Raw genomic sequence first — 25,152 nt, 5'->3', positions numbered from 1 at the left:
CCCGGCTGATCGATGGCGACACGCTCAACCTTTCTTCTGATCTGTGTCCTTGGGATAGATCTGAATCGTCACCTTGTCAATCTGGCCGCCATAGGCGCTGTAACGCCGGGGACCAATGGTCTTGACGGTGACCGCAGAGCCACGGTCAAGTCCAACATCAGCACCCTCATCAATGGAGAAACGCGATGCAATCGTCTTCTCCAGGCGACCCTCAGCGACCACATCGCCGTTGAGTTTCATCCGAACATCAGCACCCTTACCGGTACCACCGCCGTCGTAGTCGAGCTCGAAACGAATCTCGGACTTACCAGTCGGTAATGGCTTGTCGCTCGTGAACGTGAACAGCTGTCCTAAGTAGTTGTAGGTGTAGGAGGGCTTGTTGTTTTCAACGTAAAGCGACCAACCACCAAAGCGACCACCCTGGGAGAAGATCACGCCGTCCTCATCGTCGCCTTTCTTATCAACAAAAGCGGTCACACTGTTCGATACGTTCTTCACATTGAGGATCGAGTCTTCGACCAGATTCCAGGCATAGGGATAGAGATCCATGGACGTGCGATCACCCAACAGGGTCGGCCGTCCGGCAACGGACGGCACCAGACGCTCGAGAAGTCGATCATCCAGTGGCAACACCTGATTTTCAATCGCCTGTTCCAGGAACTTCTCCTTCATCTTCTTCAGGCGTTCCGGCTCCTGCTCGGCAAGATCAGTCGAGAGACTGAAATCCTTAGTGGTGTCGTACAGCTCCCAACCAGAATCGTCCGCAACCGGATTCATTCGTTCCGGCGCCATCCAGGGATACATCACTGTGGTCCGCGCCATCCAGCCGTTGTGATAGATGCCCCGGTTGCCAATGATTTCGAAGTACTGCGTGTTGTGCTTTTCCTTGGCATCCGGATTGTCAAAGGTATACATCAGGCTGGTTCCCTGCATAGGGATCTGCGGGATGCCGTTGATTGTATTGGGCATCGGCAGATTAGACGCCTCAAGGATCGTGGGGGCCACATCATTCACGTGCGAGAACTGAGTCCGTACACCACCACCTTTTTTGATGCGTTTCGGCCAATGAATCACCGTGCCATTGCGTGTTCCACCGAAATCACCAGCCACCTGCTTGGAGAGCGCAAAGGGTGAGTTGAAGGCGATCGCCCAACCCATGTGATACATGGGATAAGTCGTCGGTCCGCCCCACTCATCAAGCTTGGCCTCCTGTTCATCAGGCGTCTCTTCAATGCCATTGAGGTAGTGGTTCCAATTCCACTGACCGGTCCTATCACCCTCAACACTGGCGCCATTGTCACCAGTGATGTAGATCACCAAGGTGTTATCAAGCTCGCCGAGATCTTCAATCGCCTGGATCAAACGTCCAGCTTCGTAATCAGAATGCTCCGTGAAGGCAGCAAAAACCTCGGCCTGGCGCGCATAGATTTTCTGCTGCTGTGGCGTGAGGCTGTCCCATTTGGGGATACTGTCCGGTGCCTGGGCCATCTTCGTGCCTTCAGGAACAATCCCTGCCTTGATCTGGTTCTGAAGATTGCGCTCCCTGAGAACATCCCAGCCCTCATCAAACTTTCCTTTGTATTTGTCAATCCATTCCTTGCCCACATGATGCGGAGAGTGGGCACCGGCTGAGGAGTAATAGATGAAAAATGGCTTATCTGGCTTGATCGCTTTTTGCTGCCGCATCCAACCGATCGCCTGATCGGTCATGTCTTCGGTGAAGTGATAGCGATCCTTCTTCGGAGCATCCACAACGGTCACACCATCGTGAATGGTGGGTTCCCACATGTTGTCTTCGGCGCCGACGAAGCCGTAGAACTTCTCAAAGCCCTGACGCGTTGGCCAACGGGTCTGAGGGCCGGCTGCCGTGGTCTCACGACCTGGTGTTTCATGCCATTTGCCGAAGGCGGCCGTGTTGTAGCCATTGAGGCGCAGGATCTCTGCAACCGGAACGGCGTAATCCGGGACGACCGTCGAGTTGCCCGCATAGCCCGTGGCGATCTCCGGAATCGAACCCGTGTTCACCTTGTGGTGATTGCGGCCGGATTTCAGCGCCGCGCGCGTCGGCGCACAGAGCGCTGTGGTGTGGAACTTGTTGTAACGCAGTCCGTTTTTGGCGAGCTTCTCAGCCGTCGGCATGTTCACAGCGCCACCGAATGCGGACGGTGCTGCATAGCCCACGTCGTCCAGCAGGATGATCACCACATTGGGTGCATCAGCGGGTGCTTTCACTTCCCACTGGGGTGGCAGCGGCACCTCCGAAGGCAGCAGCTTGGTGACCTTTTCAGGCTTCGGCTCCGCGATCGGGAGTGCCGTCCGATCGAATTCAGCCTTCGACGACTGGCTTTTAATCGAACTCGAACACGACGTGGTCATCGCAGCAAGGATGACGACACCACTGCTGATTGCGATTTGACGCAGCTTCATGAAAAACGGAGAGAGACCTGCTCGCCCCCTGATTTAGCGAGTCAAACTTCGAAAAGCTCAGTTACAACAGTTCGCAAGATCAAGGAACAACACGCAAGCTTGACGAGCTGATTGGCGTCAGAACTGTTCCAAAAAACGAAGGTCACTGGTGTATAGGCGGCGAATGTCATCGATGCCGTGCCGCACCATGCAGAACCGCTCCACTCCCAAACCGGCCGCAAAGCCACTCCAGCGTTCCGGGTCGAGCCCCAGACCCTCCAGAACGGCTGGATCCACCATCCCGCAGCCCATCACCTCAAGCCAGCGACCACGCCACTGCACATCCACTTCGGCCGAGGGCTCGGTGAACGGGAAATAGCTGGCTCTGAAGCGCACCGGAACATCCCCGAAGAACGCCTTGAGAAAAGCCATCACCGTGCCGCGCAGGTGACTGAAATCGAGGCCTTCATCGATGGCCAGCACCTCCACCTGATGGAACACCGCCGAATGGGTGGCATCCGCAGCATCACGGCGGTAGACACGCCCCGGAGCAATGATGCGCACCGGAGGCGGCGTCTGCTCCAGAAAACGGATCTGAACCGGTGAGGTGTGGGTGCGCAGCAGCAGATCGTTCTGCAGGTAGTACGTGTCCTGCATGTCCCGGGCCGGATGATCCTCGGGGATGTTCAGGGCCGTGAAGTTGTAGTGGTCCTGCTCCACCTCAGGGCCTTCGGTGACGTTGTATCCGAGACCGAGAAACAGATCGACGATCTCCTCGGTGGTGCTGATCAGGGGATGGCGATGACCCATCGGCGTTCCCGAGGGCGGTGCGGTGACATCAAGGCTTTCCCGGGAGATCCGCTCCGCCATCGCCGCCTGCTTCACCGCCTGAAGACGCTCGCTCAGCAGTGCCTGCAACTGAGTCTTGAGCACATTCGCCCGCTGACCCACCACAGGGCGTTCCGTGCCGGGAAGCTTGCCCATCGCCCCCAGCACACCGGACAGACGGCCCTTCTTGCCCAGCAGGCCCACGCGCAGCTGTTCGAGCGCAGCGGCATCCGGCGCCTCAGCAATCTCAGCGGCCGCCTGCTGCTCCAGAGCGTCCAGCTGATCCGTGAGGTCCTGCAGTGTGACGGGGGCGCTCACCGGCCTGCATCCAAAGGCAGCTGACTGTAAGCAGCCAAGCCGCTTAGGTTCCCCCCACCGAATCCTGTTCCCATGACCCCGCTGCGGATCCTGATCAGCAACGACGACGGGGTGTTCGCAGACGGCATCCGTACCCTCGCCTCGGCAGCCGTGGCCCGCGGCCACACGGTGACCGTGGTCTGCCCTGACCAGGAACGCTCAGCCACGGGTCACGGTCTCACCCTGCAGACCCCCATCCGTGCGGAGCGGGCTGATGAGCTGTTCGTGCCGGGGGTCACCGCCTGGGCCTGCAGCGGCACGCCAGCGGACTGCATGAAACTGGCCCTGTTCGAGCTGGTGAAGGAGAAGCCGGATCTCGTGCTGTCCGGCATCAACCATGGTCCCAATCTGGGCACGGACGTCTTCTGCTCGGGAACCGTCGCCGCGGCCATGGAAGGCACGCTCGAAGGGATTCCCTCCCTGGCTGTCAGCAGCGCCTGCTTCCAGTGGCGCCAGTTTCAGGCCGCCGCAGAGCTGGCGGTGGACGTGGCCGAAAACGCCCTGGCTGACCAGTGGCCGGAGAACCTGTTGCTCAACCTCAACATTCCGCCCTGTGAGCGGGAGGCCATGGGCCCACTGCGCTGGACCCGCCTGTCGATCCGCCGTTACGACGAACAGTTCAGCCCGCGCGTCGACCCCCGCGGCCGTGCCTACTACTGGCTGGCCGGAGAGGTGGTGAACGATCTCGAATCGGCGGGGGAAGGTCCACGGGACTGGCCCAGCGATGTGGCCCAGATCCACGCCAACAGTCCCTCACTCACCCCGATTCAACCGGATCTGTTCTGGCGTGGTCCTCTGTCCGGTCTGCCGGAGCTGCGTCTGGCCGGTCAGCTGGTGCGATAGATCCGTTGCAGCAGCCACAGTGAGAACAGCAGCCCGATCAGGTGTGCGAAGAGCACCTGGGTGTTGCTGAGCACGGAAAGCATCTCCAGCGACGTGATCGCCAGGTTGTCGGACATCCCCCGACCACCGATGGCGATGCCGGGGGTCTGCATCGAGGCCTGCACGAACAGACTTCCGGCCAGAGCCTGATAACCGATGGCCGCGAAGGTGAGACCGAGCAGGTCCGCCAGCAGCCCTCGCTTGAGCAGTCGAGCCGTTTCACCGCGACTGGGTCGGGCCGCGCTGTCGATGGCGCGACCGGTGCGCACGATCAGCCAGCCCTGCCAGAGACTGAACAACAGCACCAGAAACGCCAGGCTGGTGAGCGAAAGACCAGGCCCGAGCCCGAGAGCACGTTCAGAATTGCGCGCCAGGCTGCTGCCCACGTTGTTGAACAGCAGCACCCCGACCACCACAATGCCGAGCACCGTCTGGATCCAGAACCGGATCCAGCCCATGCGACGCAGTCCGAAGGACAACTGCTGGAAGTCGAGGCGATCCGCCATGCCAAGCCCGTCAGTCGTCCAAACTTGCCACCAAAGCCTTCCTCCCGCATCCCGCGTTGATTCCCCTCTGCTCACCCCAGGAGGCACAACGGCCAACCGCCCTGGCACTGGGCAGCTTCGACGGCCTTCATGTCGGCCATCGCCAGGTGATCCGTCAGGCCATCGCCGACACCCGGGCGGTGCCCAGCGTGGTGAGCTTCTGGCCGCACCCACGCGAGGTTCTCTATGGAGAACCAAGGCTGCGACTGGATCTGCCCAACGAAAAACTCAGCCTGCTGGAACCGCTCGGCATCCGGCAGCTGGTGCTGGTGCCCTTCACGACGGAGCTGGCAGCCCTCAGTCCGGAAGCCTTTGTGGAATCGGTCCTTCTGGACACCCTGCAGGCCGAACGGATCGCCGTTGGAGCCAATTTCCGCTTCGGTCACAACCGGGCCGGTGACGCCGCCCTGCTGCAGCAGGTGGCCGGCGCCCACGGCGTGCACGTGCAGGTGGTGGAGATCGTGGAGGACGGCAACGGCCGCATGAGCAGCAGCAGGATCCGGGCGGCTCTCGACAGCGGAGATCTCAACAGCGCCCGGGGCCTGCTGGGGCGCCCCTACCGCTTCCAGGGGCGGGTGGTGCGGGGTCGCGGTCTCGGCCGTGAGCTGGGCTGGCCCACCGCCAATCTGCAGGTGGATGGCCGCAAGTTCCTGCCTGCCCTGGGGGTCTACGCAGCCTGGGCCCAGCTGAACGGCGAGGGGGAGCGGCTGGCCGCTGTGATGAACCTCGGGCCTCAGCCCACCGTCGACCCCACGTCACCCTCAGCGGTGGAAGTGCATCTGCTCGATCGCAGCATCGAACTGGAGGGCAGGCAACTGCTCGTGGAGCCCGTGGAGCGGCTGCGGGGTCAGGTGAAATTCGATGGGCTCGATGCCCTCAGTGCCCAGATCGGCCGGGATGCCGATCGCGCCCGGACCCTGCTGTACGCCTCGTCTCAGGCGACGGTGGGATAGGCGTTGGCCAGACCCCAGACGATGAACACTCCGATCCCTCCCAGAAGCACGATGCCCCAGACCAGCACGTGCATGGTGCTCTCGGATCCGCCGTTCTCCATGGTCGCTGGGAATGCGAGCCTTCACAGGGTGCCACGAAAATGATGGACTGCCCGTCGTGTTCGGATCCGCGTGTGGCGCGGCTGATCGATGCCAACCTCGACCGCGCCCGAGAGGGACTGCGGGTCGTGGAGGACTGGTGTCGCTTCGGGCTGGAGCGGGAGGACCTGGTGGTGACCCTCAAGGACTGGCGCCAGCGGCTGGGGCGGCGTCATCACGACCTCTACAAACGAAGCCGCTCCACCGCCACCGACAGCGGCGCCGGCCTGGAGCATCCGGCACAGCTGGATCGGCACAGCCCCCGGCAGGTGGTGGCCGCGAACTGCGCCCGGGTGCAGGAGGCGTTGCGGGTGCTGGAGGAATTCGGGCGCAGTGTCGACCCGGAGTTGGCAGGCGAAGCAGCGACGATCCGCTACGGGCTCTACGACCTGGAAGTGAGCTGCCTGGAGGCCACGCAAGGAGGCCAGCGACGCAGTCGCCTGAAGGACTGCCGTCTGTGCCTGATCACCGCGCCCTGCGAGGACCTGCTCGATCGCGTTGCCATCGCTCTGCACCACGGCGTCGCCATGGTGCAGTTCCGCCACAAGGACGGGAGCGATCACGACCGACTGACCCAGGCCACGGCCCTGCGGCAGCTCTGCAGCCAGCACGGTGCCCTGTTCATCGTCAACGACCGGATCGATCTGGCCCTCGCGGTGGACGCCGACGGCGTGCACCTGGGACAGGAGGATCTCCCAACCGCGATCGCCAGGCGTCTGCTCGGGCCTGAGCGGCTGCTGGGCCGAAGCACCCACAGCCTCGAGCAGGTGCGAACAGCCAACAGCGAAGACTGCGACTATCTGGGTCTTGGACCGGTGCACGACACCGCCGTGAAACCGGAGCGTTCACCGATCGGCATCGAGCTGGTCGGTGAGGCGTTGACGCTCAGTTCAAAACCGGTGTTCGCCATCGGAGGCATCCATGTCTCCAATCTGGGCCCGCTGACGGCGAGCGGCTGCCGGCATGTGGCCGTGATCGGAGCGATCATGGAGGCAGCCGATCCGGGGCAGGCCGTCCGGGACCTGCTCGACAGCCTCTCCCAACCCGTGGCCTGAAGCGATGGCGCTGCAACTCACCGTGAACGGCGAAGCCCGCACTCTTGATCCGCAACCGGACCCTCCCGGACTCCTGCAGGTGGTCGAGGCCCTGGGGCACAACCCGGCACTCGTGGTGGTCGAGCACAACGGAACGATCGTTCCGCGTCGTCGATGGCCCGACAGCACCATTCTCAACGGCGACAATCTGGAGATTGTCACCATCGTGGGAGGGGGTTCCTAGAGTCGTCCAACCGCTTCGCCGAACGCTTCTCCGTGGCCTTCCCTCCGTCCAACTGGACACGTCGCCTGCTGGCTGGATTGCTGCTCCCCGTGGTGCTGATGGGGATGGTTCTGATCCAGGTTCAACCGGCTGACGCGGCCCGCGGCGGACGCATGGGTGGTGGCAGTTTCCGCGCCCCATCCATGCCCCGCTCCAGCGGTCGTTCCTTCGGCGGTGGTGGCTACGGCGGTGGATACCGCGGGGGATATCGCGGCGGTGGAATCGGCTTTCCCTTCCTGATCCCGATCTTCGGCTTCGGAGGTGGTGGTCTGTTCGGCCTGCTGATCCTGATGGCCGTGGCTGGCGTTCTGGTCAATGCCCTGCGCGGTCTCGGGGGCGGCGCCCCGGCGATCGGTGGCGGCGGCGCCATGGCACCGGCCGTGCCGAGCAAGGTGAACATGCTTCAGGTGCAGGTGGGGCTGCTGGCGAGTGCCAAGAGCCTTCAAGACGATCTCCGCTCGCTGGCGGCCTCATCGGACACCTCCAGCTCCAGCGGCCTGCAGAGACTGCTGCAGGAAACAACCCTTGCGCTGCTGCGTCAGCCCGATCTCTGGGTCTACGCCAATGCCGAGACCGGAACGGTCCCCTTCAGCTCAGCCGAATCCACCTTCAATCGCCTCTCGATGAGCGAGCGCAGCAAGCTGGACGCCGAGCTGACCAGCAACGTCGGTGGTCGTCGTCTTGATGACTCAGCCGTCGGCGAAGCCGATGCGACCAACGAATTCATCGTGGTCACCCTGCTGGTGGCGTCCACGGCCAACGCAAGGTTGCAGGGTGCCAACACCGGTGAGGACCTCCGCCAGACCCTGCGGATTCTGGGTTCAACGGCCTCCAGCGAACTGCTGGCGCTGGAGGTGATCTGGCAACCGGAAGGTCGCGGTGATGTTCTCAGCGCCGAGGAACTGATCACCGCTTATCCGAACCTCCAGCATCTCTGACCTTCTTCAGAAAGTCTTCCGCCTGACGCCCTTCATCTAGGCATTTTTTACCAGGATCAACACCTAGTTTTGAATCACTTACATCTTCGGTTCGGTCCTTGGCTCCTGATCCCCGCGCAATGGAATGGCAAGAGGACGGGGAACTGGCCAGAACCGATCTGCATGCCCTGGTGAACGCCCTCCAGCAGGTGGAAGGTGACCATGCCAGCGAGGAACTGGGGCGGCTCGGTCAGCTGGACCGCGGCCTGACGGCCTGAGCGGATCGAAGCATTCTCAGAGCCGCCATGGCGGCTCCGTAGCCGTTGTCGATGTTGACGACAACAAGCCCGGGGGCACAGCTGGCGAGCATGCCGTCAAGAGCGGCGCGACCTCCGGCACTGACGCCGTAGCCGACGGACACCGGAACAGCGATGACCGGCTGGGGAACCAGTCCTGCCAGGACGGTCGGCAGGGCCCCTTCCATGCCGGCACACGCGATCAACACACGGGCGCTGTTCAGGCGTGGCAGCGCATTCAGCAATCGATGCAGGCCAGCCACCCCCACGTCCATGACCGGATCCACCCCGACGCCATGGCAACGCAGAGCCAGGCAGGCTTCCGCCACGACCCGACGGTCGCTGCTGCCGCCACTGAGCACCGCCACCTCGGCCGCGCCCTTTGGCGTTGACGGAAGAGTTCCGAGGGTGAGCGCGGCGGCCTGCTCGTGCACCGTGACCTCAGGAATCCTCTCCAGCACCGCCGCGGCCTTATCGGGGCTCACACGCGTGACCAGGGCCAGCTCCCCCGCCGCCGCGAAGCGGGGCAGGATCGCTGCGATCTGATCAACGGTCTTGTGCTCCCCCCAGACGGCCTCGACCATGCCGAGACGGTCGCGCCGCTGCAGGTCGAGACGGGCATCGGTCATGGGGTCGGCAGGGTCTGTTGTCGCAGTTCGCGCTCCTCCACGAGAGGAAAGACTGCCGTCGCCATGGGCGGTCGTCCCAGAGCCGTGTTGGTGAAAGCCTCGAAGTCTGCCTGCACCCGTTCGACCGACTCAGCGGGGATCGCTTTCCACTGATCACGGCTCGCCCAGCGGATCAACAGCACCCCCTGTTCACCGACCGGGTCCCAGTAGAGATCACGGCCGAGGAACCCCGTCTGCTGCTCCAGCCAGGGCTGCCAGGTGCGGGCTTCCGCCTCCAGCCACAGCTGCCGCTGCGGCGCCGGCACCGCAAGTCGGAGCAGCTCGACGGCAGGGTCTGCGGTCATGGCGTCAGCGGCAGGGGTGAACAGTGTCACCAGCATCGCCAGCATCAGCGCCGTGATGCGCCTCACAGCTTTTGCAGCAGGGTCACCGCCTGACAGCTGATGCCTTCCTCGCGTCCCTCGGGACCCAGCTTTTCATTGGTGGTGGCCTTGACGCCCACAGCCTCCGGGGCGAGTCCGATGCGATCGGCGATGTTGCAGCGCATCGCCTCGATATGGGGTTTGAGCTTGGGGCGCTCGGCGATCACCACCGCATCCACGTTCACCACCTGCCAGCCCCGCTCGCTCACCAGGGCCACCACCTGCTCGAGCAGCTGCAGGCTGTCAGCCCCCTTCCAGCGGGGATCCGTGGGAGGGAAATACTTGCCGATATCACCGAGTGAAAGGGCTCCCAGCAGAGCATCCATCACAGCGTGCACCAGGACATCGGCGTCACTGTGACCATCCAGCCCCAGCCCCTCCGGATGCTCCAGGCTGATCCCCCCGAGAATCAGCGCCCGTCCCGGCACCAGACGGTGGATGTCGTAACCGTTGCCGATCCGCAGCTGCATGGCGTCCTCACAGGCGGGATCCATTCTCCCGGCCAGCCAACGGGCGTGGAGGTCGGGGCGGCGCTCCCGTGTGCGCTGCTCACGCTGCTGCTGTCGCCAGGCCTCGATGGCAGCGTGATCACCGCTGCGCAGCACATCCGGAACCCGCTGACCACGAAACTCCGCCGGACGGGTGTAGTGGGGATGCTCCAGCAGCACGGCACTGTGGCTCTCCTCCACCAGGGAAGCCGCCGTTCCGACGGTGCCGGGAAGCAGGCGCACAACACCGTTGATCACGGTCATCGCAGGCAACTCCCCTCCAGTGAGCACGAAATCCCCGACGGACACCTCCTCATCCGCCAGGGACCGGATGCGCTCATCAAATCCCTCGTAGTGGCCGCAGAGCAGCACCAGCTGGTCGTACGCGCTGGACCAGCGCTGCAGATCGGCCTGCTGCAGCGGCCGGCCCTGGGGCGTCATCAGCAGCACGCGAGAGCGGCTGGCACGTGGAATGGACTCCATCGCCGCGTGCACCGGTTCCGGCTTGAGCACCATGCCGGCACCACCGCCGTAGGGCTCATCGTCCACCTTGCGGTAGCGATCGGTGGCGAAGTCGCGCGGATTGTGCAGATGCATTGCCGCGATGCCGGCGGCAAAGGCGCGACCGATCACCCCAAGCTCCAGCAGCGTTGCGAAGGCCTGGGGCGCCAGGCTCACCACATCGAGGCGATAGGGCGACATCGCCACTCAGGCGGCTGGTTTGGAGACCCGACGGATGTCGGTGCAGAAACTTCCCTCAAGCGGACTTCCCCCGGCATCCACCGCGGTGGTGCTGCGCAGTCGCAGGTTGGCTCGGGTGAACCAGATGCGTTCCTGCACCAGCGAACCATCGGGCTGCGGGAGATCGAGTTCGACACTTCCATCCGGCCAGAAGCGCCATTCACCGCGGCTCTCCTCATCGACCGTGAGCTCACCACCATCCACGAAGCCGAGCGAGCGGCCGCGTCCACCGGGAGGCTCCACCAGCAATCGACCCAGCAGCTCTCCACTGCCGGATTCGAAGCGAACCGTCAGCTCTCCGCGTTCGCTGGTGTGCCAGTCGTCATCACCGTTGGAGAGGGCGAAGCTGCTGCGCAGACTCATCCACTCGCCAGCGCAGAGGGCCAGAAACGACGCAGGATCTGCGGGAGGGAAGGCTTGATCGCTCATCACGCCATCTTCTCAGTCGGTCTCACCAGGTGATCGGCAGGAAGGGGTAGGGCCGGTTCCAGCCGTAGAGAGACAGGCGTCGCCGCCCCGGCAGCGCCGATCCACGGCGATGAAAACCGAAGACATCAGCCAGCACCAGAGTGTTGGCCGGACAGGTGAAGGCCTTCGGCGCCGGCAGATCCAGTTCGGCCAGAGCGTCCTCGTGAATCCGGAAGGAGCCGGACACATCCGGCTGACGCTGATGACGGATGGCAGCATCCGCTGTGCGCTGCTCCCACTGCAGCCGCCGAGCGCCGAGACGGTGACTGCCGGGGACGTATTCAAAGGGGCCGTCCTGGGGCTCAACCGGCCAGAGGAAATACCAGAACTTCAAGGCACGAAAAAAGGTGTCGCGATGCAGCTCCTTCTGCAGATCCGGAGTGCGTGACTCCTCACCATGAACCGTGAGATAGATATCGAGCTTGCGGGCCTGCTGCGGCAGACCGATCACCTGACGTGAGCAACGCGAGAGGCGGGGATCGCCGGAGAAGTCCGCTGCGTGCGGCAGCGCTGCGGCATCGATATGCAGAAAGCGGTTGAGGGTGCCGCCGTCAAACCGATCAAACCCTCCGGGGAAGGGCTGCTTGGGCTGGAAGCCGACCTGCTCTCCAGGGGTGATGGGGTGCCGCCGTTCCGCATCGGCGACCGCCTGCTCCACCTCCTCACGAAGTGCCTCGAAACGGTCGACGGGCAGCCAGTTCCGGATCGCGATCACACCATCGCGCTGCAGGTCGCTGACCTCAACCGGTCGCAACAGTCGTCTCCAGCGGCACAGGGACTCCGCCAGCTGAACCCGGCGGCGGTGCAGCTGCCAGTGCCTGTTCAGAGCCGGACTGCCCACCCAGGGATCCCGAAAGCTCTTGGTGCGTGTCAGCAAGGTGAGCATGGGCCGGAGACTAGGTCGACGCCAGAACGGATCAGCTGCCCTGATCGCCGTAGCCGAGCTCATTGAGCCGTTGCGGTTTGCTGCGCCAATCCGGCACCACCTTCACGAACAGCTCCAGATACACCGGACCATCGATGAGCGTCTGCATCTGCAGACGGGCTCCCTGACCGATGGTCTTCAGCATGGAGCCCCCCTTACCGATGAGGATGCCTTTCTGACTCTTGCGCTCCACCAGGACCGTGGCCAGCACCGCCGTTCGGCCCTGCCCCTTGCCCTGAGCAGGCATCTCCTCGACCCGATCGATCATGACGGCGACACTGTGGGGCACCTCCTCGCGGGTCTGCAGCAACACCTGCTCGCGGATCAGTTCCGCCAGCAGCACCCGCTCCGGCTGATCACAGACCATCTCCGGCGGGTACAGCAGCGGACCCTGCGGCAAACAACCCGCCATCGCCGTCGCGAGATCCCCGCAGCCATCACCCTCCAGTGCGCTGCAGCGATGCAGCGGCCAGTCGGTGCCCGTGAGCAGATCCCGGTATGTCTGCTCGGCTGAGTCCTCCTGACCATCGGGAACCCGATCCCATTTGTTGAGGGCCACCAGCACCGGCAAGCGCTGCTCACGCAGCAGATTGACGATGAACGCGTCGCCGCGACCGGGCCGTTCGCACCCCTCCAGCAACAGCAGCACAAGGTCCACCTCACCGATGGCACTGCGGGCGCTCTGCACCAGCCGCTCCCCGAGCAGATGATGCGGCTTGTGAATGCCCGGGGTGTCCACCAGCACCAACTGCGCAGCATCCGTGGTGACGATCGCCCGCAGGCGGTTGCGAGTGGTCTGCGCCACGGGGGAGGTGATCGCCACCTTCTCCCCCACCATCCGGTTCACCAAGGTGGATTTGCCCACGTTGGGGCGTCCGATGAGTGCAACGAACCCTGAGCGGAAATCCTCCGGGGTGGCGAGGGTCATGCGGTCGGGGTGCCGGGGATGAACCCCATAGCCTGCTCCCTGGAGTGTCACCTGGTCATGGCAAGCGCCGCACCCACCTTCCAGCAGGCGATGGAGATCACCGCCACCTGGCTGCAGCAGTGGGAGAACGAGGAAATCAGCGATGAAGTGCTGGCGGACCGCGTCGGCGAGATCATCGCGAGCCGCGATGGTGCCAGGGGGTTTTTCGTGGTGAGCCTGGCCGGCGACAGCGCCCTGATGGATCGGCTGCCCGATCCGGTGGTGGGGCAGCTGCGGGCCGGCGGTGCCGGCGTGGTGGATCTGACCGTTCGCAACCTGGCGATGAGCAGCGCCATGGCACTGCATCACCGACGCCAGGGAGATGCAGCGCAGCAGGCGGGTTCTGAGCGGGTGACGGCTCGCTGCACCGAACTGCTGCGGCAGCTGGAGCCGGCAGACGTGAAGGAACGGCTCGAACAGCTGCTTGAGGCCGCGCTCGACAACCGGGGGGATGACGTCAGCTTCCTGGAGAAGTGGGGCTACGACGCCGAACAGAGGCAAGCGATCAGCACCAGCGTGTACGACGTCGCCGACCCATGAAAAAACCCCGGATCAACCGGGGTTTCTGAGATTCACGACCTGTGCTTCGGGGGATGGTCAGTCCCGACGGCTGCCACCGTTGAGAACGATGATCAGGCGCAGAATGAAGATGAACAGGTTGATGTAAGTCAGATACATGCTCAGGGCACCGGCCAGGTATTGGTCATCCCGGTAGGTGCGGGGCATCGTGTAGAAGTCAACGAAGGCGGCTCCGACGAACAGCACCGTGCCGAAGCCGGCGATCATCAGTTCGAAGCTGGTGCCATGGAACATCTCAGGGGCAAAGATCCCTCCGATGAACTGCACCACCATCGCCAGGATCAGACCGATCAAGCCAAGGCCGACCACCCCGGAGAGCGCCTGACCGACGCTGTCACTCATGCGACGTCCGACGATTGACGCGATCACGAACGTGATACCGGTGGCCAGCGCCGCGGTTCCGACGGCACCGACACCGGCAACGGCTCCCGCAAGCGCCACCAGTCCACTGAGGGTGAAACCGGTGATCAGGCTGTAAACCGAGAGCAGCGGTAACGCGGTGGCGTTGTTGCCCTTCATCGCCACGTTCTGGGCGACGAAGAACAGGATCAGATTGCCGATGATCGCCACCCAGAAGAGGGGCATGAACATCGGCGAAGACATCATCGATAACCCGCCGATCACTCCGACGGAGGTCAGCACCATGCCTCCGCCGACGTAGGGGAGGGCCTTGTTCACGACATTGGGGCCGACCAGGGCGCTGGACTGCGCCTCGCGGATGGCCTGCTGGAAATTGCTGCTGGCTGGCATGTCGACCGGACACCAATCACTCCCATCACTTTGACAGTGCTGGCAATGGTCTGAGGTGCGGATCCCCCTATCGATGCACGTGCCGTGACGCAGGGGCGACATCACGACGGGCATAAGCCTCCACAACCCGCTGCACCAGGGGGTGGCGCACCACATCCGATGACGTGAGCCGGCAGACGGCAACCCCATCGACGCCATCAAGAACCTCAGAGGCCTCCAGCAGTCCGCTGAGCTGACCGGACGGCAGATCGACCTGGGTGATGTCCCCGGTCACCACCATGCGGGACCGTTCACCGAGCCGGGTGAGCACCATGCGCATCTGGGCCGGTGTCGTGTTCTGGGCCTCATCGAGAATGACGAAGGCATCGCTGAGGGTGCGTCCCCGCATGTAGGCCAGAGGGGCCACCTCGATCACTCCCTTCTCCAGAAGCGTGGCTGTCTTTTCGGGGCCAAGCAGGGAATGCAGAGCGTCGTACAGCGGGCGCAGGTAGGGATCCACCTTCTGCTGCAGGTCACCAGGCAGAAATCCCAGGCGTTCCCCCGCCTCCACCGCTGGGCGTGTCAGCACCAAGCGCTCCACCCTGCGCTCCGTGAGCATCCGCACCGCGAGCACCGCGGCCAGAAAGGTCTTGCCGGTGCCAGCGGGCCCAAGGGCAAAGGTGAGATCGTGGCGCTCCATCGCATCCACGTACTGCTTCTGGCGAAGCGTGCGAGGCCTGAGCAGTCCGCCGGTCTGACTGCGGGCCAGCACCTGCTCACCCATGGCGGCATGGTCATCGCCGCGGCCGGCCTCCAGAGCCCCGAGCGCCGCTTGCAGGTCCACCGAGGAAACCGCCTGGCCCTGCTGCCAGATCGGCCGCACCAGCTCGACAACGGCAGCGGCACGCTCCAGTTGCGCAGAGCGTCCTGTGATCACCAGCTGCAACCCGCGCAGAACGAGGGATGCGCCAGTGAGGGACTCCAGGCGATGCAGGGTTGATTCCGCCTCCCCCGCCAGGGCAAGGGCTGCTTCAGGATCGGGAAGATCCAGAATGAAACGGCTGCGCTCGCCGCTGGCGGTCACCGGAGGATCAGCTTTCGGTGGGCTCGCCTTCGCTGGATTCACCCTCGGAGGACGCAGCGGCGGCTGCCTCTGCTTCAGCAGCAGCCTTGGCCTCGGCAGCCTCCTTGGCGGCCTGCTTCACAGCTGCATCCCGGGCAGCGGCCTGCTTGGCCTTGCCGACGGTCTCGGCCGGACGAATGGACTTCTCAATCAGACCACCGCGCTCCAGCAGGGTGCGGACCACATCGGTGGGCTGAGCTCCCTGGCCAAGACGCTCGCGGATGGCTTCCGTATCGAGGCGTGTTTCCTTGGTGCGGGGGTTGTAGAAACCGAGCTCCTCGAGCGGACGGCCATCACGGCGGGATGTGCTGTTGCAGGCCACGAGGCGGAAGCTCGCTTCCCGCTTCTTGCCGAACCGCTTCAGGCGGAGCTTGATCATCGTGGCCCTGGTGTTGAGGAGTGGTGTGGATTCAGGCAGCGCTGCAACGCCTGCCAAACAACCAACATACCGGGTGGCCGATCAGAGAGCTCCGAAGCCTTTTCTCTTCTTGACGGGCTTCTGACGCTTCGGAGCCGCAGCGCCCCTGCCGCGCCTGCCACCGGCCTGTCCGGGCATGCCGCCCATTCCAGGCATCCCACCCATCCCTGGCATCCCGCCCATGCCAGGCATCCCGCCCATGCCGGGCATGCCGCCCATTCCAGGCATCCCACCCATGCCGGGCATGTTGCCCTGACTCATCTGCTGCATGAAGCCGCGCATCTTCTGAAAATCCGCCAGCACCTTGTCCACATCCGCCGATTGATGGCCACTGCCGGCAGCGATGCGGCGGCGGCGGGAGGGCTGGCTGGCCAGAAGATCGGGGTTCTGCCGTTCCATCGGCGTCATCGAACCGATCATCGACTCGATCCGCTTCAGCTGCTGCTCCCCCTGCTTGAGCATGCCGTCATCGATCTTGTTCATGCCCGGGATCATTTTCATCAGGCCACCCAGCGATCCCATGCGCTTGATCAAGCGCATCTGCTTCACGAAATCCGAGAAGTCAAACGTCGCCTCCTGCAGCTTCTTCTGCATCTGCTCGACATCAGCGAGCTCCACCTCCTTCTGGGCCTTCTCCACCAGCGTGAGCACATCGCCCATGCCGAGGATGCGGCTGGCCATCCGTTCCGGATGGAACGGCTGCAGGGCCTCCACCTTCTCGCCGGTGCCGATGAACTTGATCGGCTGACCGCTCACCTTGCGGATCGACAGCGCCGCTCCACCGCGGGAATCACCATCGAGCTTGGTGAGCACGGCTCCCGTGATGCCCACCTGCTCGTGGAACGATCGGGTGAGTTCGGCCGCCTCCTGGCCGATCATCGAGTCGACCACCAGCAGCACCTCATCCGGCTGCACCGCGGTGCGGATCCGCACCATCTCTTCCATCATGTCGGTGTCGATCTGCAGGCGACCTGCGGTGTCGACCAGCAACGTGTCGAAGCCCTCCTGCCTCGCTTTCTCCAGACCAGCGGCAGCAATGTCTTCCGGCTTGGCATCCGAACCGAGGCTGAACACCTCGACATCGATCTGTGCGCCCAGCGTCTTCAGCTGGTCGATGGCAGCAGGTCGATAGACATCAGCCCCCACCATCAAGGCCCGACGGCCCTGATCCTTGAGATGAAGGCCCAGCTTCGCGGTGGCGGTCGTCTTGCCGGCCCCCTGCAGGCCTGCCATCAGCACGACCGTCGGTGCCTCAGTCGCCTTCGCCAGCGGAGCGTTATCGCCGCCCATCACCTCCACCAGCTGTTCGTGCACCACCTGGATGAACTTCTGATCCGGGCTGACGCCGCGCACCACCTCGGCGCCGACAGCCCTCTCACGCACCTCAGCGACGAAATCCTTCACCACCGGCAGGCTCACATCCGCCTCCAGCAGGGCGCGACGCACGTCTTTCAACGCCCCTTCGACGTTGGTTTCGCTGATCTTGTCCTGGCCTTTCAGCCCCTTGACCGCATCCTCAAAACGGGCTGATAGCTCGTCAAACATCTTCGGCAGCCATCAGGCTCAGTGCAGTGATCGTAAAAAGCGATGCTCCCCGGTTCAGCGACCGGGGATGTACTCGTGCAGTTTCCACTCCTTGCCGTCCCTTCCGAAGACATAGGTGAGGGAGAGAGTTCCGGGCTCCGTCTGCTCCAGCACCTGACCGTCTCCACCCAGGGTCTTGTCGGCGTAGGCAACCTGCGCCCCAACGGCGATCCGCTGAGGTGCACGGTTCACCGGACCCACAGCGGTCACGGAGGCCTCGATCAGCTTGCTGCGGCCGGCCGCGGCATCAGCCGCCTGTTCCGCCTGCACCCGCTCCACCAGACGTTCGCGGGCGATGGGCGCCAGATCGCGAGCAGGATCTCCGGTGCCGGCCAGGGCGCTGGCCTTGCCATCCAGCCAGGCCTGCACCAGGGCCTGAAGTTGATCGTTCGTCGGTTGATCAGCCGTCAGCGGCTGAGGCGCGGAGACGGTCCCCTTCTCAGGCTTCAGGGTCGCCTGCGGTGCTGAGGGCTCAGCCTGAGGTTCCGCCGGCATCACAGGAATGGGCGTGGGTTCCGAGCTGGGACTGCTGGTTCGCTGTCGCATCAGGGCCTGAACCACAAGAGCGGTCACCAGGGCGGCCACCACCGCACCGGCGATGCGTGACATCGCCCCAAGGGGCAACTGCCGGGTCCAGGCAAGTGTCGCCGACTCCGGCTCCCCGGCCGGGACGCTGTCCTCCTCCGGCTCCTCGGAGACAGGACGATCGAGCAGCGGCAGCCAGTCAGGCATTCCGGAGCCGGTGGGACTCTCCTCCTGACGGGCGGCCTGGCGATCCAATCGGTCCACATATGCCTGCACATCGCGATCGGCGAACCAGGCATCCAGGTCAACCCCGGCCGGTTCCACATCGCGGTAACCGGGAAGAACGTCCCGCTCCAGCCAGACGCGGCAGTAGTCGCACTGAGCAGCGAGCTCATCGCCGGGATGGTCTGCGAACCAGTCCTTCAGGTCGGGGTCGCGCAAACTGCCGAAGCGCAGAGCGGCCTCCGCCACATCACCCAGAAGCAGATCGATGCAGCCATGCAGCGGCATGGGATCGAGATCCGGTGTTTTCAGCAGCACCAGCTGTTCCCGGGCCTGCTCCAACAGCTCGGGCTTGCGGCGGGTGAAGCCTGCGGCCGTCAACGCGAACACCACCAGACATCCCGCCTCCTCGGAGCCCTGTTCGTACCAGCTGCCGAACAGATCAATCTGCTCCTGAACCGTCAGAAAGCGGCGGATCTGCTGGAAGAAGGTCTCGAAATCCGACTGGGCCAGCTGGGCCGTGCCGGCATCCGCGGCTTCCCCCTCGAGACCGCCCCGCTCGCTGACCAGCTGATTGAGCAGAGCGAGACCTCGCAGATGGGCCTGCTGATCGCTGAGATCACGACTGAGCAGGTCAAGGACCCGGTAAGGATGCAGGGCCTGAAGTGCCTGCTCGAGCTTGGCCTGTTGATCAGGAAGCTTGCCCATCCGCTGCTGGAGCTCAATCCCCTCCTGCAGCAACCCGGCGGCCACCTCATAACGGCGCAACTCCCGGTCTTCCGCCGCCGCATCACAACAGGCGAGAGCTGCCAGCAGGGTGAGATCGGCTTCACGCCCACTGCCAAGCGCTGGTGCCTGCGGTGGTTGCAGCCCCTGACGCGCCAACTGGAAGGCTTCATGGGAGGCCCGGGCTTCCCACAGCAGGATCAGTCCCGCCACCTCACTGCTGGAGGCCAGATCGAGACCGACGGTTCCATCCGGGTGCGTCTCACTGAGCTGCAGCAACGCTGCTTCGTACTCCTCCCGTCGCTCCTGATCCGTCAGCAGGTCCGCGGATCGCTGCAGCAGGACCTGACGCTGCTGCAGCACCTCGTGGGTGAATCCCTGATCCGGCGGGTGATCGCAACGACTCTGAAGCTTGCGAAGAATGGCCTGAGCATCCGAGGAAGGACTGACGCCCAGCAGTCGGAAATGATCGATGGGCAGGTCCACCACCAGCGCACGCAATAGCTGCGAACTTTAGTCAGTGTCTGGGATTTTGCCTATTTCTCATCCGTTGGCCCTTACAGTCGGTCTCTGTTGTCTTGAAGGGCATGGGTCAGGACCTCGCGGTCGAGTCCGCTCCGATCACCTCAGCGGCCGCCGGTCCTCATGCCGAGCGTCTCTCCTCACTGGTCACGGCTCAGCGAGCCAGCGTCGACCGTGAGACCGGCCTGGCGCTTTATCGAGACATGACCCTCGGTCGGCGTTTCGAGGACAAGTGCGCCGAGATGTACTACCGGGGCAAGATGTTCGGGTTCGTGCATCTCTACAACGGTCAGGAAGCTGTCAGCACCGGCGTCATCGGTGCGATGAAGCGTCAGCACGACTGGTTCTGCAGCACCTACCGGGATCACGTCCATGCCCTGAGCGCCGGAGTGCCGGCACGGCAGGTGATGAGTGAACTGTTCGGGAAGGAAACGGGTTGCAGCAAAGGCCGGGGAGGCTCGATGCACCTGTTCTCCAAGGAACATCATCTGCTCGGAGGCTTCGCCTTCATCGCCGAAGGCATTCCGGTTGCCCTCGGATCGGCCTTCACCAGTCGCTACCGGCGCGACGCCCTCGGTGACTCCTCAAGCAACGCAGTCACCGCAGCATTTTTCGGTGACGGAACCTGCAACAACGGCCAGTTCTTCGAATGCCTGAACATGGCCCAGCTCTGGAAGCTGCCGATCATTTTCGTTGTTGAGAACAACAAGTGGGCGATCGGCATGGCGCATGACCGGGCCACCAGTGACCCTGAGATCTGGCGCAAGGCCGGAGCCTTCGGCATGGCTGGAGAAGAGGTGGACGGCATGGATGTGCTGGCCGTTCGAGCGGCAGCTCAGCGAGCCATCGAACGAGCCCGCGCAGGCGAGGGACCGACGCTGCTCGAGTGCCTCACCTATCGATTCCGTGGCCACTCCCTGGCTGACCCCGACGAGCTGCGTTCGGAGCAGGAGAAACAGTTCTGGGCCGAGCGTGATCCGCTCAAAGCGCTGGAACGTGACCTCAGCGGCGCTGGGCTGGTCCAGAGCGATGAACTGCGAGCGATCGAGAAAGAAATCGATGCTGTGGTCGAAGACTGCGTGGACTTCGCCCTGTCGGCTCCGGAGCCCGATCCCTCGGAACTGACCCGTTACATCTGGGCTGAGGACTGAAACGTCCCGCCCAGACGTTCTCAACCCTGATCAGATGCCGCTGGGCAGGCGTCGGGTGAGATTGCGGAGCTTGCGGAGTGCTTTCAGCTCCACCTGACGCACCCGCTCCCGTGACACTTCCATCAAGCGGCCAATCTCGGCGAGCGTGTGGCGCTCATTGCCCTCGAGCCCGAAACGAAGTCGCAGAACATGCTGTTCCTGATCGCTGAGATGGCTGAGCCAGCGACCCAGCTGCTCGTGGTGAATCCGCTGCTCAACGATGTCCAGTGGCTCATCGAGTGAGGAGTCGGCGATCAGATCACCGAGGAAGCTGCGACCTTCCTCTCCGTTCACTGGGGCATCAAGGCTGCTGGTGGTGAGCGCCTGGCGAAGCAGGGAGTCGAGCTCATCGAGAGGGATGTCCATCGCTTCCGCGATCTCGACCCGGCTGGGCATCGCGCCGAGTTTGTGAGCCAGGTCAAGGCTGACCTTGCGGATGGTGGTGAGGCGCTCGCTGAGGTGGACAGGCAGACGGATCGTTCTGGACTGACAGGCGATGGCGCGCGTCATGCTCTGACGGATCCACCAGAAGGCATAGGTGGAAAATTTGTACCCACGGGTGGGGTCAAATTTCTCAACCGCCCGCTCAAGGCCGAGAGATCCTTCCTGAATCAGGTCAAGAAGTTCAAGACCTTTGCCTTGGTATTTTTTCGCGACGCTGACAACAAGCCGAAGATTGGCTTTCATCATTCTTTCCTTCGCCCGCCGACCGATGCGGATCATTCGGCGCTGCTGAGTGGTGAGAGCGCTTTCGTCGAAAGACTTCGAACCGTCTTCCGTGAGCTCCATCATTTTCTGAACCTGGTTGCCCAGTTCGATCTCCTCAGCCGGGGTGAGCAGAGGAATCCGACCGATGGTCGCCAGGTACCAACTGACCGGATCGCTGCTGCGACGGCGCTGCGTCTCTGCAGGCCTTGGGGCGGTAGAAACCATGTCCCTCGTCAGAGATGTGTTGGGAGTGACTTTCTTATGGGCAGAGCAAATGGCGCGGTGATTTCAGCAACCTTTCAGATTCGGAACAGCAAATCGAAACATTCAAAATCTTTGAAAACGAACATTGAAAAAAACATTCGATTCGTACCAACCAAAAAACGTTGGTAATGCTGGTGTCTCACGTGAAACAGCTCTGTCCAGAACCGCTCCCGCCTGACATCTGCTTTTGCTGACATTCACCGTTTTCACCTGCAGGCAATTCATGACCACTCCGGATGGATGGCTTGCCGGTGGCAGTTCAGACTGGAATCACGCCCACTCGCGCCGATGTCCTCCGGTCTCAGCTCCACTCCTGCCGGTCAGGCAGCCCTGGAGCGTCTGCGGCAGTGGCCGGGTGATCACCGTGTCGCCGTTGGACTCTCCGGAGGAGTGGACAGCTCACTGACTGCAGCCCTTCTGGTGGAGGCCGGTTGGACCGTGGAGGGTCTGACGCTCTGGTTGATGAGTGGCAAGGGATCGTGCTGCGCGGAAGGCCTGGTCGATGCCGCCGGCATCTGCAGCCAGCTCGGGATTCCACACCATGTCGTGGACAGCCGCGACACATTTCAGCGTGAGATCGTCGGACGCCTCGTCGACGGCTACCGGGACGGCATCACGCCACTGCCCTGCTCCCAGTGCAACCGCTCGGTGAAATTCGGACCGATGCTCGCGTGGGCCCGCGAGGAACGGGGGCTGCCGCGCATCGCCACCGGGCACTACGCCCGAATCCGCCACGGTGGCGAGAGCGGACGCCACCAGCTGCTGCGCGGCCTCGACTCTCACAAGGACCAGAGCTACTTCCTCTACGACCTCAGTCAGGACATGCTCGGGCGCATCGTCTTTCCGCTCGGGGAACTGACCAAGCCGGATACACGGCTGGAAGCGGCACGCTTCGGACTGCGCACCGCTGACAAGCCGGAAAGTCAGGACCTCTGCCTGGCGGAGCATCACGGCTCCATGCGGGCTTTCCTCGACGCCTACCTGCCTCCAAGGGACGGAGAGATCGTTCTCGCCGACGGCACGGTGGTGGGCCAGCACGACGGGATCGAACATTTCACGATCGGCCAGCGCAAGGGCCTCGGAGTTGCCTGGTCGGAACCCCTGCATGTGATCCGACTCGATCCGGCCATGAATCGCGTCGTGGTGGCGCCCAGGGCGGAAGCCGGTTGTGGCTCCTGCCCGGTCGGGGCGGTGAACTGGGTGTCGATCGATCCCCCGACAGCCCCCCTCAACGTGGAGGTTCAGGTGCGCTACCGCAGCGAGCCGGTGCAGGCACGGATCTCTCCGCTTGAGGCCACCGATGCGGACCACGCCAGGGACCGTCCGTATCGCTGCGCCGTGGAGTTCAGCGAGGCGCAGTTCTCGATCACCCCAGGCCAGGCCGCTGTCTTCTACGACGGCGACGTGGTGCTGGGCGGAGGACTGATTCAGCGTGATGCCAGCAGCCGCAGCATGCCGACCACCAACAGCGGCAGCAGCACCACATCCCTCCAGCGGGCGTAGAGGGTCGTTGACGCACGCGGCCGCAGCTCCGCCAGGGCCACCCCTTCCTGAAGCGGAGGCAGCAGCGGATGGACCCGGCCATCCGCCCTGATCAGAACGGTGGGACCGGTGTTCGCAACACTCAGGAGATCTCGGTCATTCTCAAGGGCCCGCAGCTGCCCGAGAGCCGTGAACTGGCGCTGCAGCAATTGTGGATAGGGATCGAGATTGGCGACTGCCAGCAGCCAGCGCGCCCCTTCCGCGGAGGCTGCCGCCAGCGCCCGACCGTCGCTGATCTCGTAGCAGATCGCTGCCGCTCCAGCCGGTTGCAAACCCGCCAGGGCACGGGATGGTGTTCCCGGATGCAGGCCGCCCACCGCGGAGAGTCCGGCGGTGAGCCCCAGAGGCAATGGTGGAAGCCATTCCCCCAGCGGAACAAGCCGATGCTTGTCGAGCAGGGGGAGGGGTTCGCCGCCGCCTGGCTCCAGCAGCAGCAGGCTGCTGCGCTGCTGGCCCAACTCCCAGCGGAAGCCACCACTCAGCAACGGCAGTGGAGCGGCATCGGGGAGCGTCCAACCCACCGGAAGGGTGCCTTCCGGTGCCACCAGCAGTCCGGCACCGAGCTCATCGGCCTCCGCCAGAGCTCGCTGCAGTGCTGATGGAAACTGCTGCCGGCGCTCCGGCGTGAACTTCTCTCGGGTGGGGATGGCCGGCTGCCAGGCCGCCAGCCGCAGGAGCTCCGGCTCCGATGCCGGTTGTCCCGTGGCGGCACCCCTCAGCAGCAGGCCCCCGAGGCCATGGGCCAGCAGCACGCTGGCGACGGTGATCACAGCCAGACGCCGCCGTCCTGGACGCCGGCGCCACAGGTTGCAGGCTGCCCATCCCCAGAGCAACTGAAGGGTCGCCAGTCCGCCAGCTCCGATCCAACGGGAGAGGCCCGCCAGAGGACGATCCAAAGGCAGGGTGCTGCCACCGACCCCGATCCAGAACAGTGGACCAGCGGCCAGCATCACCTCAGCGACCCCCCAGACCGCTGCGAGCAGCAGCACCGGCGTTCCGGACCAGCGCGCCAGCAGCGACCAGAGGCCCACCAGCACCGCCGCAGAGGCAGCACAGACCATCCAGATCGCCACGGCAACGGGAAGACTGAGCAGAGACGGCACCCCCATCCAGGTGAGCGGGTGCAGGGACAGCAGCCAGCGGTGGCTGATCAGAACCGCCACAGCACCCCAGAGGGCCGCCAGGCGAGGACGCTCCGCGATGGACCAGAGCAGCGCCAGGCCTGGGATCATCAGCAAGGGACCCAGACCAGCCGGAGCCAGTCCGGCCAGAACTCCACCGGAGAGCGCCTGCAGCCAGGGCTGGGATCGGTGATCTCCCATGGTCACGGTCGTCCGGTCAGAGGCATCCTGTCCTGGAGTCTCACCGCCCTCGGATGGACGCTGCCAATCCGCTCCAGCAACTGCTGCTCCGTGGCCTCGGCACCACCAGCCTGGTGGCTGATCGGCTGCGCGGGGTCAGCCAGGCCTGGGTCAGCAGCGGTCGACTGGATCCGAACCAGGCCTCAGCCCTCGTGGACGACGTCATGAAGGCGCTGCGGGGCGAGACGCCGGAATTGGAGGAGCAGGCGGAACGCAAACTGGAGCGCAACCGCGACAACCTTCTCCAGGACATCGGTGTGGCAAGCCAGAAGGAACTCGATGAACTGCGAGGTCGCATCGATCGACTCGAACAGCAGCTGCGTCAGCTGAACCGGATGGAATGAACCGGAGGGCAGAATCAGCCGGTCCGAACCGGTTCC

At 63.9% G+C, this 25,152-nt stretch carries 26 protein-coding genes; 10 read left to right on the top strand and 16 right to left on the bottom strand.

Features of this window, described 5'->3' with window-relative positions:
- Positions 1 to 24: 24 nt before the first annotated feature.
- On the bottom strand, positions 25 to 2,427 hold the full coding sequence (locus tag ACJ0G7_RS03105; protein WP_407395152.1) for an arylsulfatase: 2,403 nt from the start codon (positions 2,425 to 2,427) through the stop codon (positions 25 to 27).
- A 117-nt stretch (positions 2,428 to 2,544) separates the two neighbouring features.
- Complete coding sequence (pheS, locus tag ACJ0G7_RS03100; RefSeq protein ID WP_043696230.1) at positions 2,545 to 3,552, bottom strand: phenylalanine--tRNA ligase subunit alpha; 1,008 nt, start codon at positions 3,550 to 3,552, stop codon at positions 2,545 to 2,547.
- Between the two features lie 72 nt (positions 3,553 to 3,624).
- On the opposite strand from pheS, the gene surE reads away from it, so the two are divergent.
- On the top strand, positions 3,625 to 4,434 hold the full coding sequence (gene surE / locus ACJ0G7_RS03095; RefSeq protein WP_407395151.1) for a 5'/3'-nucleotidase SurE: 810 nt from the start codon (positions 3,625 to 3,627) through the stop codon (positions 4,432 to 4,434).
- Here the strand turns inward: surE and ACJ0G7_RS03090 are convergent.
- Positions 4,419 to 4,979 (bottom strand): DUF3611 family protein, encoded by a 561-nt coding sequence (locus ACJ0G7_RS03090; protein WP_043696222.1) that lies wholly within the window; start codon positions 4,977 to 4,979, stop codon positions 4,419 to 4,421. The genes surE and ACJ0G7_RS03090 overlap by 16 nt on opposite strands.
- Positions 4,980 to 5,035: 56 nt before the next feature.
- Here ACJ0G7_RS03090 and ACJ0G7_RS03085 point away from each other — a divergent pair, with 56 nt between their 5' ends.
- The 5 genes from ACJ0G7_RS03085 (at position 5,036) to ACJ0G7_RS03065 (ending at position 8,621) form a co-directional block, all read left to right on the top strand.
- Positions 5,036 to 5,971, top strand: coding sequence for a bifunctional riboflavin kinase/FAD synthetase (locus ACJ0G7_RS03085; protein ID WP_043696218.1), 936 nt, complete (start codon positions 5,036 to 5,038; stop codon positions 5,969 to 5,971).
- 143 nt (positions 5,972 to 6,114) lie between these two features.
- Entirely contained in the window at positions 6,115 to 7,164 is a 1,050-nt protein-coding gene (locus ACJ0G7_RS03080) for a thiamine phosphate synthase (protein WP_407395150.1), read from the top strand.
- A gap of 4 nt (positions 7,165 to 7,168) precedes the next feature.
- The gene (gene thiS, locus ACJ0G7_RS03075) at positions 7,169 to 7,387 is read left to right on the top strand and encodes a sulfur carrier protein ThiS (protein ID WP_043696206.1); all 219 of its coding nucleotides are present in this window, start codon (positions 7,169 to 7,171) and stop codon (positions 7,385 to 7,387) included.
- 98 nt (positions 7,388 to 7,485) lie between these two features.
- Positions 7,486 to 8,364, top strand: coding sequence for a DUF1517 domain-containing protein (locus ACJ0G7_RS03070; protein ID WP_407395192.1), 879 nt, complete (start codon positions 7,486 to 7,488; stop codon positions 8,362 to 8,364).
- 119 nt (positions 8,365 to 8,483) lie between these two features.
- The gene (locus ACJ0G7_RS03065; protein ID WP_407395149.1) at positions 8,484 to 8,621 is read left to right on the top strand and encodes a hypothetical protein; all 138 of its coding nucleotides are present in this window, start codon (positions 8,484 to 8,486) and stop codon (positions 8,619 to 8,621) included.
- On the opposite strand, the gene larB is transcribed toward ACJ0G7_RS03065, so the two are convergent.
- Genes larB through era form a run of 6 tightly spaced genes read right to left on the bottom strand, consistent with a single transcriptional unit; the run spans position 8,594 to position 13,240 of the window.
- Positions 8,594 to 9,268, bottom strand: coding sequence for a nickel pincer cofactor biosynthesis protein LarB (gene larB, locus ACJ0G7_RS03060; protein WP_407395148.1), 675 nt, complete (start codon positions 9,266 to 9,268; stop codon positions 8,594 to 8,596). The genes ACJ0G7_RS03065 and larB overlap by 28 nt on opposite strands.
- Positions 9,265 to 9,678 (bottom strand): TIGR03792 family protein, encoded by a 414-nt coding sequence (locus tag ACJ0G7_RS03055; protein WP_253912772.1) that lies wholly within the window; start codon positions 9,676 to 9,678, stop codon positions 9,265 to 9,267. The genes larB and ACJ0G7_RS03055 overlap by 4 nt, the downstream gene beginning before the upstream one ends.
- Positions 9,675 to 10,880, bottom strand: coding sequence for a tRNA (guanosine(37)-N1)-methyltransferase TrmD (trmD, locus tag ACJ0G7_RS03050; RefSeq protein ID WP_084188053.1), 1,206 nt, complete (start codon positions 10,878 to 10,880; stop codon positions 9,675 to 9,677). The genes ACJ0G7_RS03055 and trmD overlap by 4 nt, the downstream gene beginning before the upstream one ends.
- A gap of 6 nt (positions 10,881 to 10,886) precedes the next feature.
- Complete coding sequence (locus tag ACJ0G7_RS03045) at positions 10,887 to 11,348, bottom strand: phycobiliprotein lyase (RefSeq protein WP_043696194.1); 462 nt, start codon at positions 11,346 to 11,348, stop codon at positions 10,887 to 10,889.
- A gap of 22 nt (positions 11,349 to 11,370) precedes the next feature.
- The gene (locus ACJ0G7_RS03040) at positions 11,371 to 12,273 is read right to left on the bottom strand and encodes a phytanoyl-CoA dioxygenase family protein (RefSeq protein WP_407395147.1); all 903 of its coding nucleotides are present in this window, start codon (positions 12,271 to 12,273) and stop codon (positions 11,371 to 11,373) included.
- Positions 12,274 to 12,304: 31 nt separating this feature from the next.
- Entirely contained in the window at positions 12,305 to 13,240 is a 936-nt protein-coding gene (gene era / locus ACJ0G7_RS03035; protein ID WP_043696187.1) for a GTPase Era, read from the bottom strand.
- A 57-nt stretch (positions 13,241 to 13,297) separates the two neighbouring features.
- On the opposite strand from era, the gene ACJ0G7_RS03030 reads away from it, so the two are divergent.
- Positions 13,298 to 13,819, top strand: coding sequence for a hypothetical protein (locus ACJ0G7_RS03030; RefSeq protein WP_043696185.1), 522 nt, complete (start codon positions 13,298 to 13,300; stop codon positions 13,817 to 13,819).
- A gap of 57 nt (positions 13,820 to 13,876) precedes the next feature.
- Here ACJ0G7_RS03030 and ACJ0G7_RS03025 read toward each other — a convergent pair whose 3' ends face one another.
- The 5 genes from ACJ0G7_RS03025 to ACJ0G7_RS03005 all read right to left on the bottom strand — a co-directional run bounded on the left by ACJ0G7_RS03025 (position 13,877) and on the right by ACJ0G7_RS03005 (position 19,671).
- The gene (locus tag ACJ0G7_RS03025) at positions 13,877 to 14,608 is read right to left on the bottom strand and encodes a Bax inhibitor-1 family protein (RefSeq protein WP_043696182.1); all 732 of its coding nucleotides are present in this window, start codon (positions 14,606 to 14,608) and stop codon (positions 13,877 to 13,879) included.
- 67 nt (positions 14,609 to 14,675) lie between these two features.
- The gene (locus ACJ0G7_RS03020; RefSeq protein ID WP_043696179.1) at positions 14,676 to 15,671 is read right to left on the bottom strand and encodes a PhoH family protein; all 996 of its coding nucleotides are present in this window, start codon (positions 15,669 to 15,671) and stop codon (positions 14,676 to 14,678) included.
- 7 nt (positions 15,672 to 15,678) lie between these two features.
- A complete protein-coding gene (gene rpsP, locus ACJ0G7_RS03015) occupies positions 15,679 to 16,089 on the bottom strand; it encodes a 30S ribosomal protein S16 (RefSeq protein ID WP_043697562.1) in 411 nt (136 codons plus the stop codon).
- An 81-nt stretch (positions 16,090 to 16,170) separates the two neighbouring features.
- Positions 16,171 to 17,673 (bottom strand): signal recognition particle protein, encoded by a 1,503-nt coding sequence (gene ffh, locus ACJ0G7_RS03010; RefSeq protein WP_407395146.1) that lies wholly within the window; start codon positions 17,671 to 17,673, stop codon positions 16,171 to 16,173.
- 54 nt (positions 17,674 to 17,727) lie between these two features.
- On the bottom strand, positions 17,728 to 19,671 hold the full coding sequence (locus tag ACJ0G7_RS03005; RefSeq protein ID WP_407395145.1) for an IMS domain-containing protein: 1,944 nt from the start codon (positions 19,669 to 19,671) through the stop codon (positions 17,728 to 17,730).
- Between the two features lie 101 nt (positions 19,672 to 19,772).
- Here ACJ0G7_RS03005 and pdhA point away from each other — a divergent pair, with 101 nt between their 5' ends.
- The gene (pdhA, locus tag ACJ0G7_RS03000; RefSeq protein WP_043696173.1) at positions 19,773 to 20,858 is read left to right on the top strand and encodes a pyruvate dehydrogenase (acetyl-transferring) E1 component subunit alpha; all 1,086 of its coding nucleotides are present in this window, start codon (positions 19,773 to 19,775) and stop codon (positions 20,856 to 20,858) included.
- Between the two features lie 30 nt (positions 20,859 to 20,888).
- Here the strand turns inward: pdhA and ACJ0G7_RS02995 are convergent, their stop codons facing one another.
- On the bottom strand, positions 20,889 to 21,830 hold the full coding sequence (locus ACJ0G7_RS02995; protein ID WP_043696170.1) for an RpoD/SigA family RNA polymerase sigma factor: 942 nt from the start codon (positions 21,828 to 21,830) through the stop codon (positions 20,889 to 20,891).
- Between the two features lie 327 nt (positions 21,831 to 22,157).
- Between ACJ0G7_RS02995 and mnmA the strand changes: the two genes are divergently transcribed.
- Positions 22,158 to 23,372, top strand: a complete 1,215-nt coding sequence (mnmA, locus tag ACJ0G7_RS02990; RefSeq protein ID WP_407395144.1) for a tRNA 2-thiouridine(34) synthase MnmA — start codon at positions 22,158 to 22,160, stop codon at positions 23,370 to 23,372.
- On the opposite strand, the gene ACJ0G7_RS02985 is transcribed toward mnmA, so the two are convergent.
- Positions 23,297 to 24,733, bottom strand: coding sequence for a nitrilase-related carbon-nitrogen hydrolase (locus tag ACJ0G7_RS02985; RefSeq protein WP_407395143.1), 1,437 nt, complete (start codon positions 24,731 to 24,733; stop codon positions 23,297 to 23,299). The genes mnmA and ACJ0G7_RS02985 overlap by 76 nt on opposite strands.
- Before the next feature lie 53 nt (positions 24,734 to 24,786).
- Here ACJ0G7_RS02985 and ACJ0G7_RS02980 point away from each other — a divergent pair, with 53 nt between their 5' ends.
- On the top strand, positions 24,787 to 25,116 hold the full coding sequence (locus tag ACJ0G7_RS02980) for a phasin family protein (protein ID WP_407395142.1): 330 nt from the start codon (positions 24,787 to 24,789) through the stop codon (positions 25,114 to 25,116).
- The last annotated feature ends 36 nt before the right edge of the window (positions 25,117 to 25,152 follow it).

The organism is Parasynechococcus sp. (assembly GCF_045559935.1).
In the GTDB taxonomy this organism is placed as follows: domain Bacteria; phylum Cyanobacteriota; class Cyanobacteriia; order PCC-6307; family Cyanobiaceae; genus Parasynechococcus.
This window is presented reverse-complemented; position numbering and strand designations above follow the sequence as displayed.

What these genes read in the sequence shown, in the direction of transcription:
- ACJ0G7_RS03105 (WP_407395152.1), bottom strand. Translation starts at nt 2,427, where the DNA reads ATGAAGCTGCGTCAAATCGCAATCAGCAGTGGTGTCGTCATCCTTGCT.
- surE (WP_407395151.1), top strand. Translation starts at nt 3,625, where the DNA reads ATGACCCCGCTGCGGATCCTGATCAGCAACGACGACGGGGTGTTCGCA.
- ACJ0G7_RS03090 (WP_043696222.1), bottom strand. Translation starts at nt 4,979, where the DNA reads ATGGCGGATCGCCTCGACTTCCAGCAGTTGTCCTTCGGACTGCGTCGC.
- ACJ0G7_RS03080 (WP_407395150.1), top strand. Translation starts at nt 6,115, where the DNA reads ATGGACTGCCCGTCGTGTTCGGATCCGCGTGTGGCGCGGCTGATCGAT.
- thiS (WP_043696206.1), top strand. Translation starts at nt 7,169, where the DNA reads ATGGCGCTGCAACTCACCGTGAACGGCGAAGCCCGCACTCTTGATCCG.
- ACJ0G7_RS03070 (WP_407395192.1), top strand. Translation starts at nt 7,486, where the DNA reads ATGGGGATGGTTCTGATCCAGGTTCAACCGGCTGACGCGGCCCGCGGC.
- ACJ0G7_RS03065 (WP_407395149.1), top strand. Translation starts at nt 8,484, where the DNA reads ATGGAATGGCAAGAGGACGGGGAACTGGCCAGAACCGATCTGCATGCC.
- larB (WP_407395148.1), bottom strand. Translation starts at nt 9,268, where the DNA reads ATGACCGATGCCCGTCTCGACCTGCAGCGGCGCGACCGTCTCGGCATG.
- trmD (WP_084188053.1), bottom strand. Translation starts at nt 10,880, where the DNA reads ATGTCGCCCTATCGCCTCGATGTGGTGAGCCTGGCGCCCCAGGCCTTC.
- ACJ0G7_RS03045 (WP_043696194.1), bottom strand. Translation starts at nt 11,348, where the DNA reads ATGAGCGATCAAGCCTTCCCTCCCGCAGATCCTGCGTCGTTTCTGGCC.
- ACJ0G7_RS03040 (WP_407395147.1), bottom strand. Translation starts at nt 12,273, where the DNA reads ATGCTCACCTTGCTGACACGCACCAAGAGCTTTCGGGATCCCTGGGTG.
- era (WP_043696187.1), bottom strand. Translation starts at nt 13,240, where the DNA reads ATGACCCTCGCCACCCCGGAGGATTTCCGCTCAGGGTTCGTTGCACTC.
- ACJ0G7_RS03030 (WP_043696185.1), top strand. Translation starts at nt 13,298, where the DNA reads ATGGCAAGCGCCGCACCCACCTTCCAGCAGGCGATGGAGATCACCGCC.
- ACJ0G7_RS03025 (WP_043696182.1), bottom strand. Translation starts at nt 14,608, where the DNA reads ATGCCAGCCAGCAGCAATTTCCAGCAGGCCATCCGCGAGGCGCAGTCC.
- rpsP (WP_043697562.1), bottom strand. Translation starts at nt 16,089, where the DNA reads ATGATCAAGCTCCGCCTGAAGCGGTTCGGCAAGAAGCGGGAAGCGAGC.
- ffh (WP_407395146.1), bottom strand. Translation starts at nt 17,673, where the DNA reads ATGTTTGACGAGCTATCAGCCCGTTTTGAGGATGCGGTCAAGGGGCTG.
- pdhA (WP_043696173.1), top strand. Translation starts at nt 19,773, where the DNA reads ATGGGTCAGGACCTCGCGGTCGAGTCCGCTCCGATCACCTCAGCGGCC.
- ACJ0G7_RS02995 (WP_043696170.1), bottom strand. Translation starts at nt 21,830, where the DNA reads ATGGTTTCTACCGCCCCAAGGCCTGCAGAGACGCAGCGCCGTCGCAGC.
- mnmA (WP_407395144.1), top strand. Translation starts at nt 22,158, where the DNA reads ATGTCCTCCGGTCTCAGCTCCACTCCTGCCGGTCAGGCAGCCCTGGAG.
- ACJ0G7_RS02985 (WP_407395143.1), bottom strand. Translation starts at nt 24,733, where the DNA reads ATGGGAGATCACCGATCCCAGCCCTGGCTGCAGGCGCTCTCCGGTGGA.
- ACJ0G7_RS02980 (WP_407395142.1), top strand. Translation starts at nt 24,787, where the DNA reads ATGGACGCTGCCAATCCGCTCCAGCAACTGCTGCTCCGTGGCCTCGGC.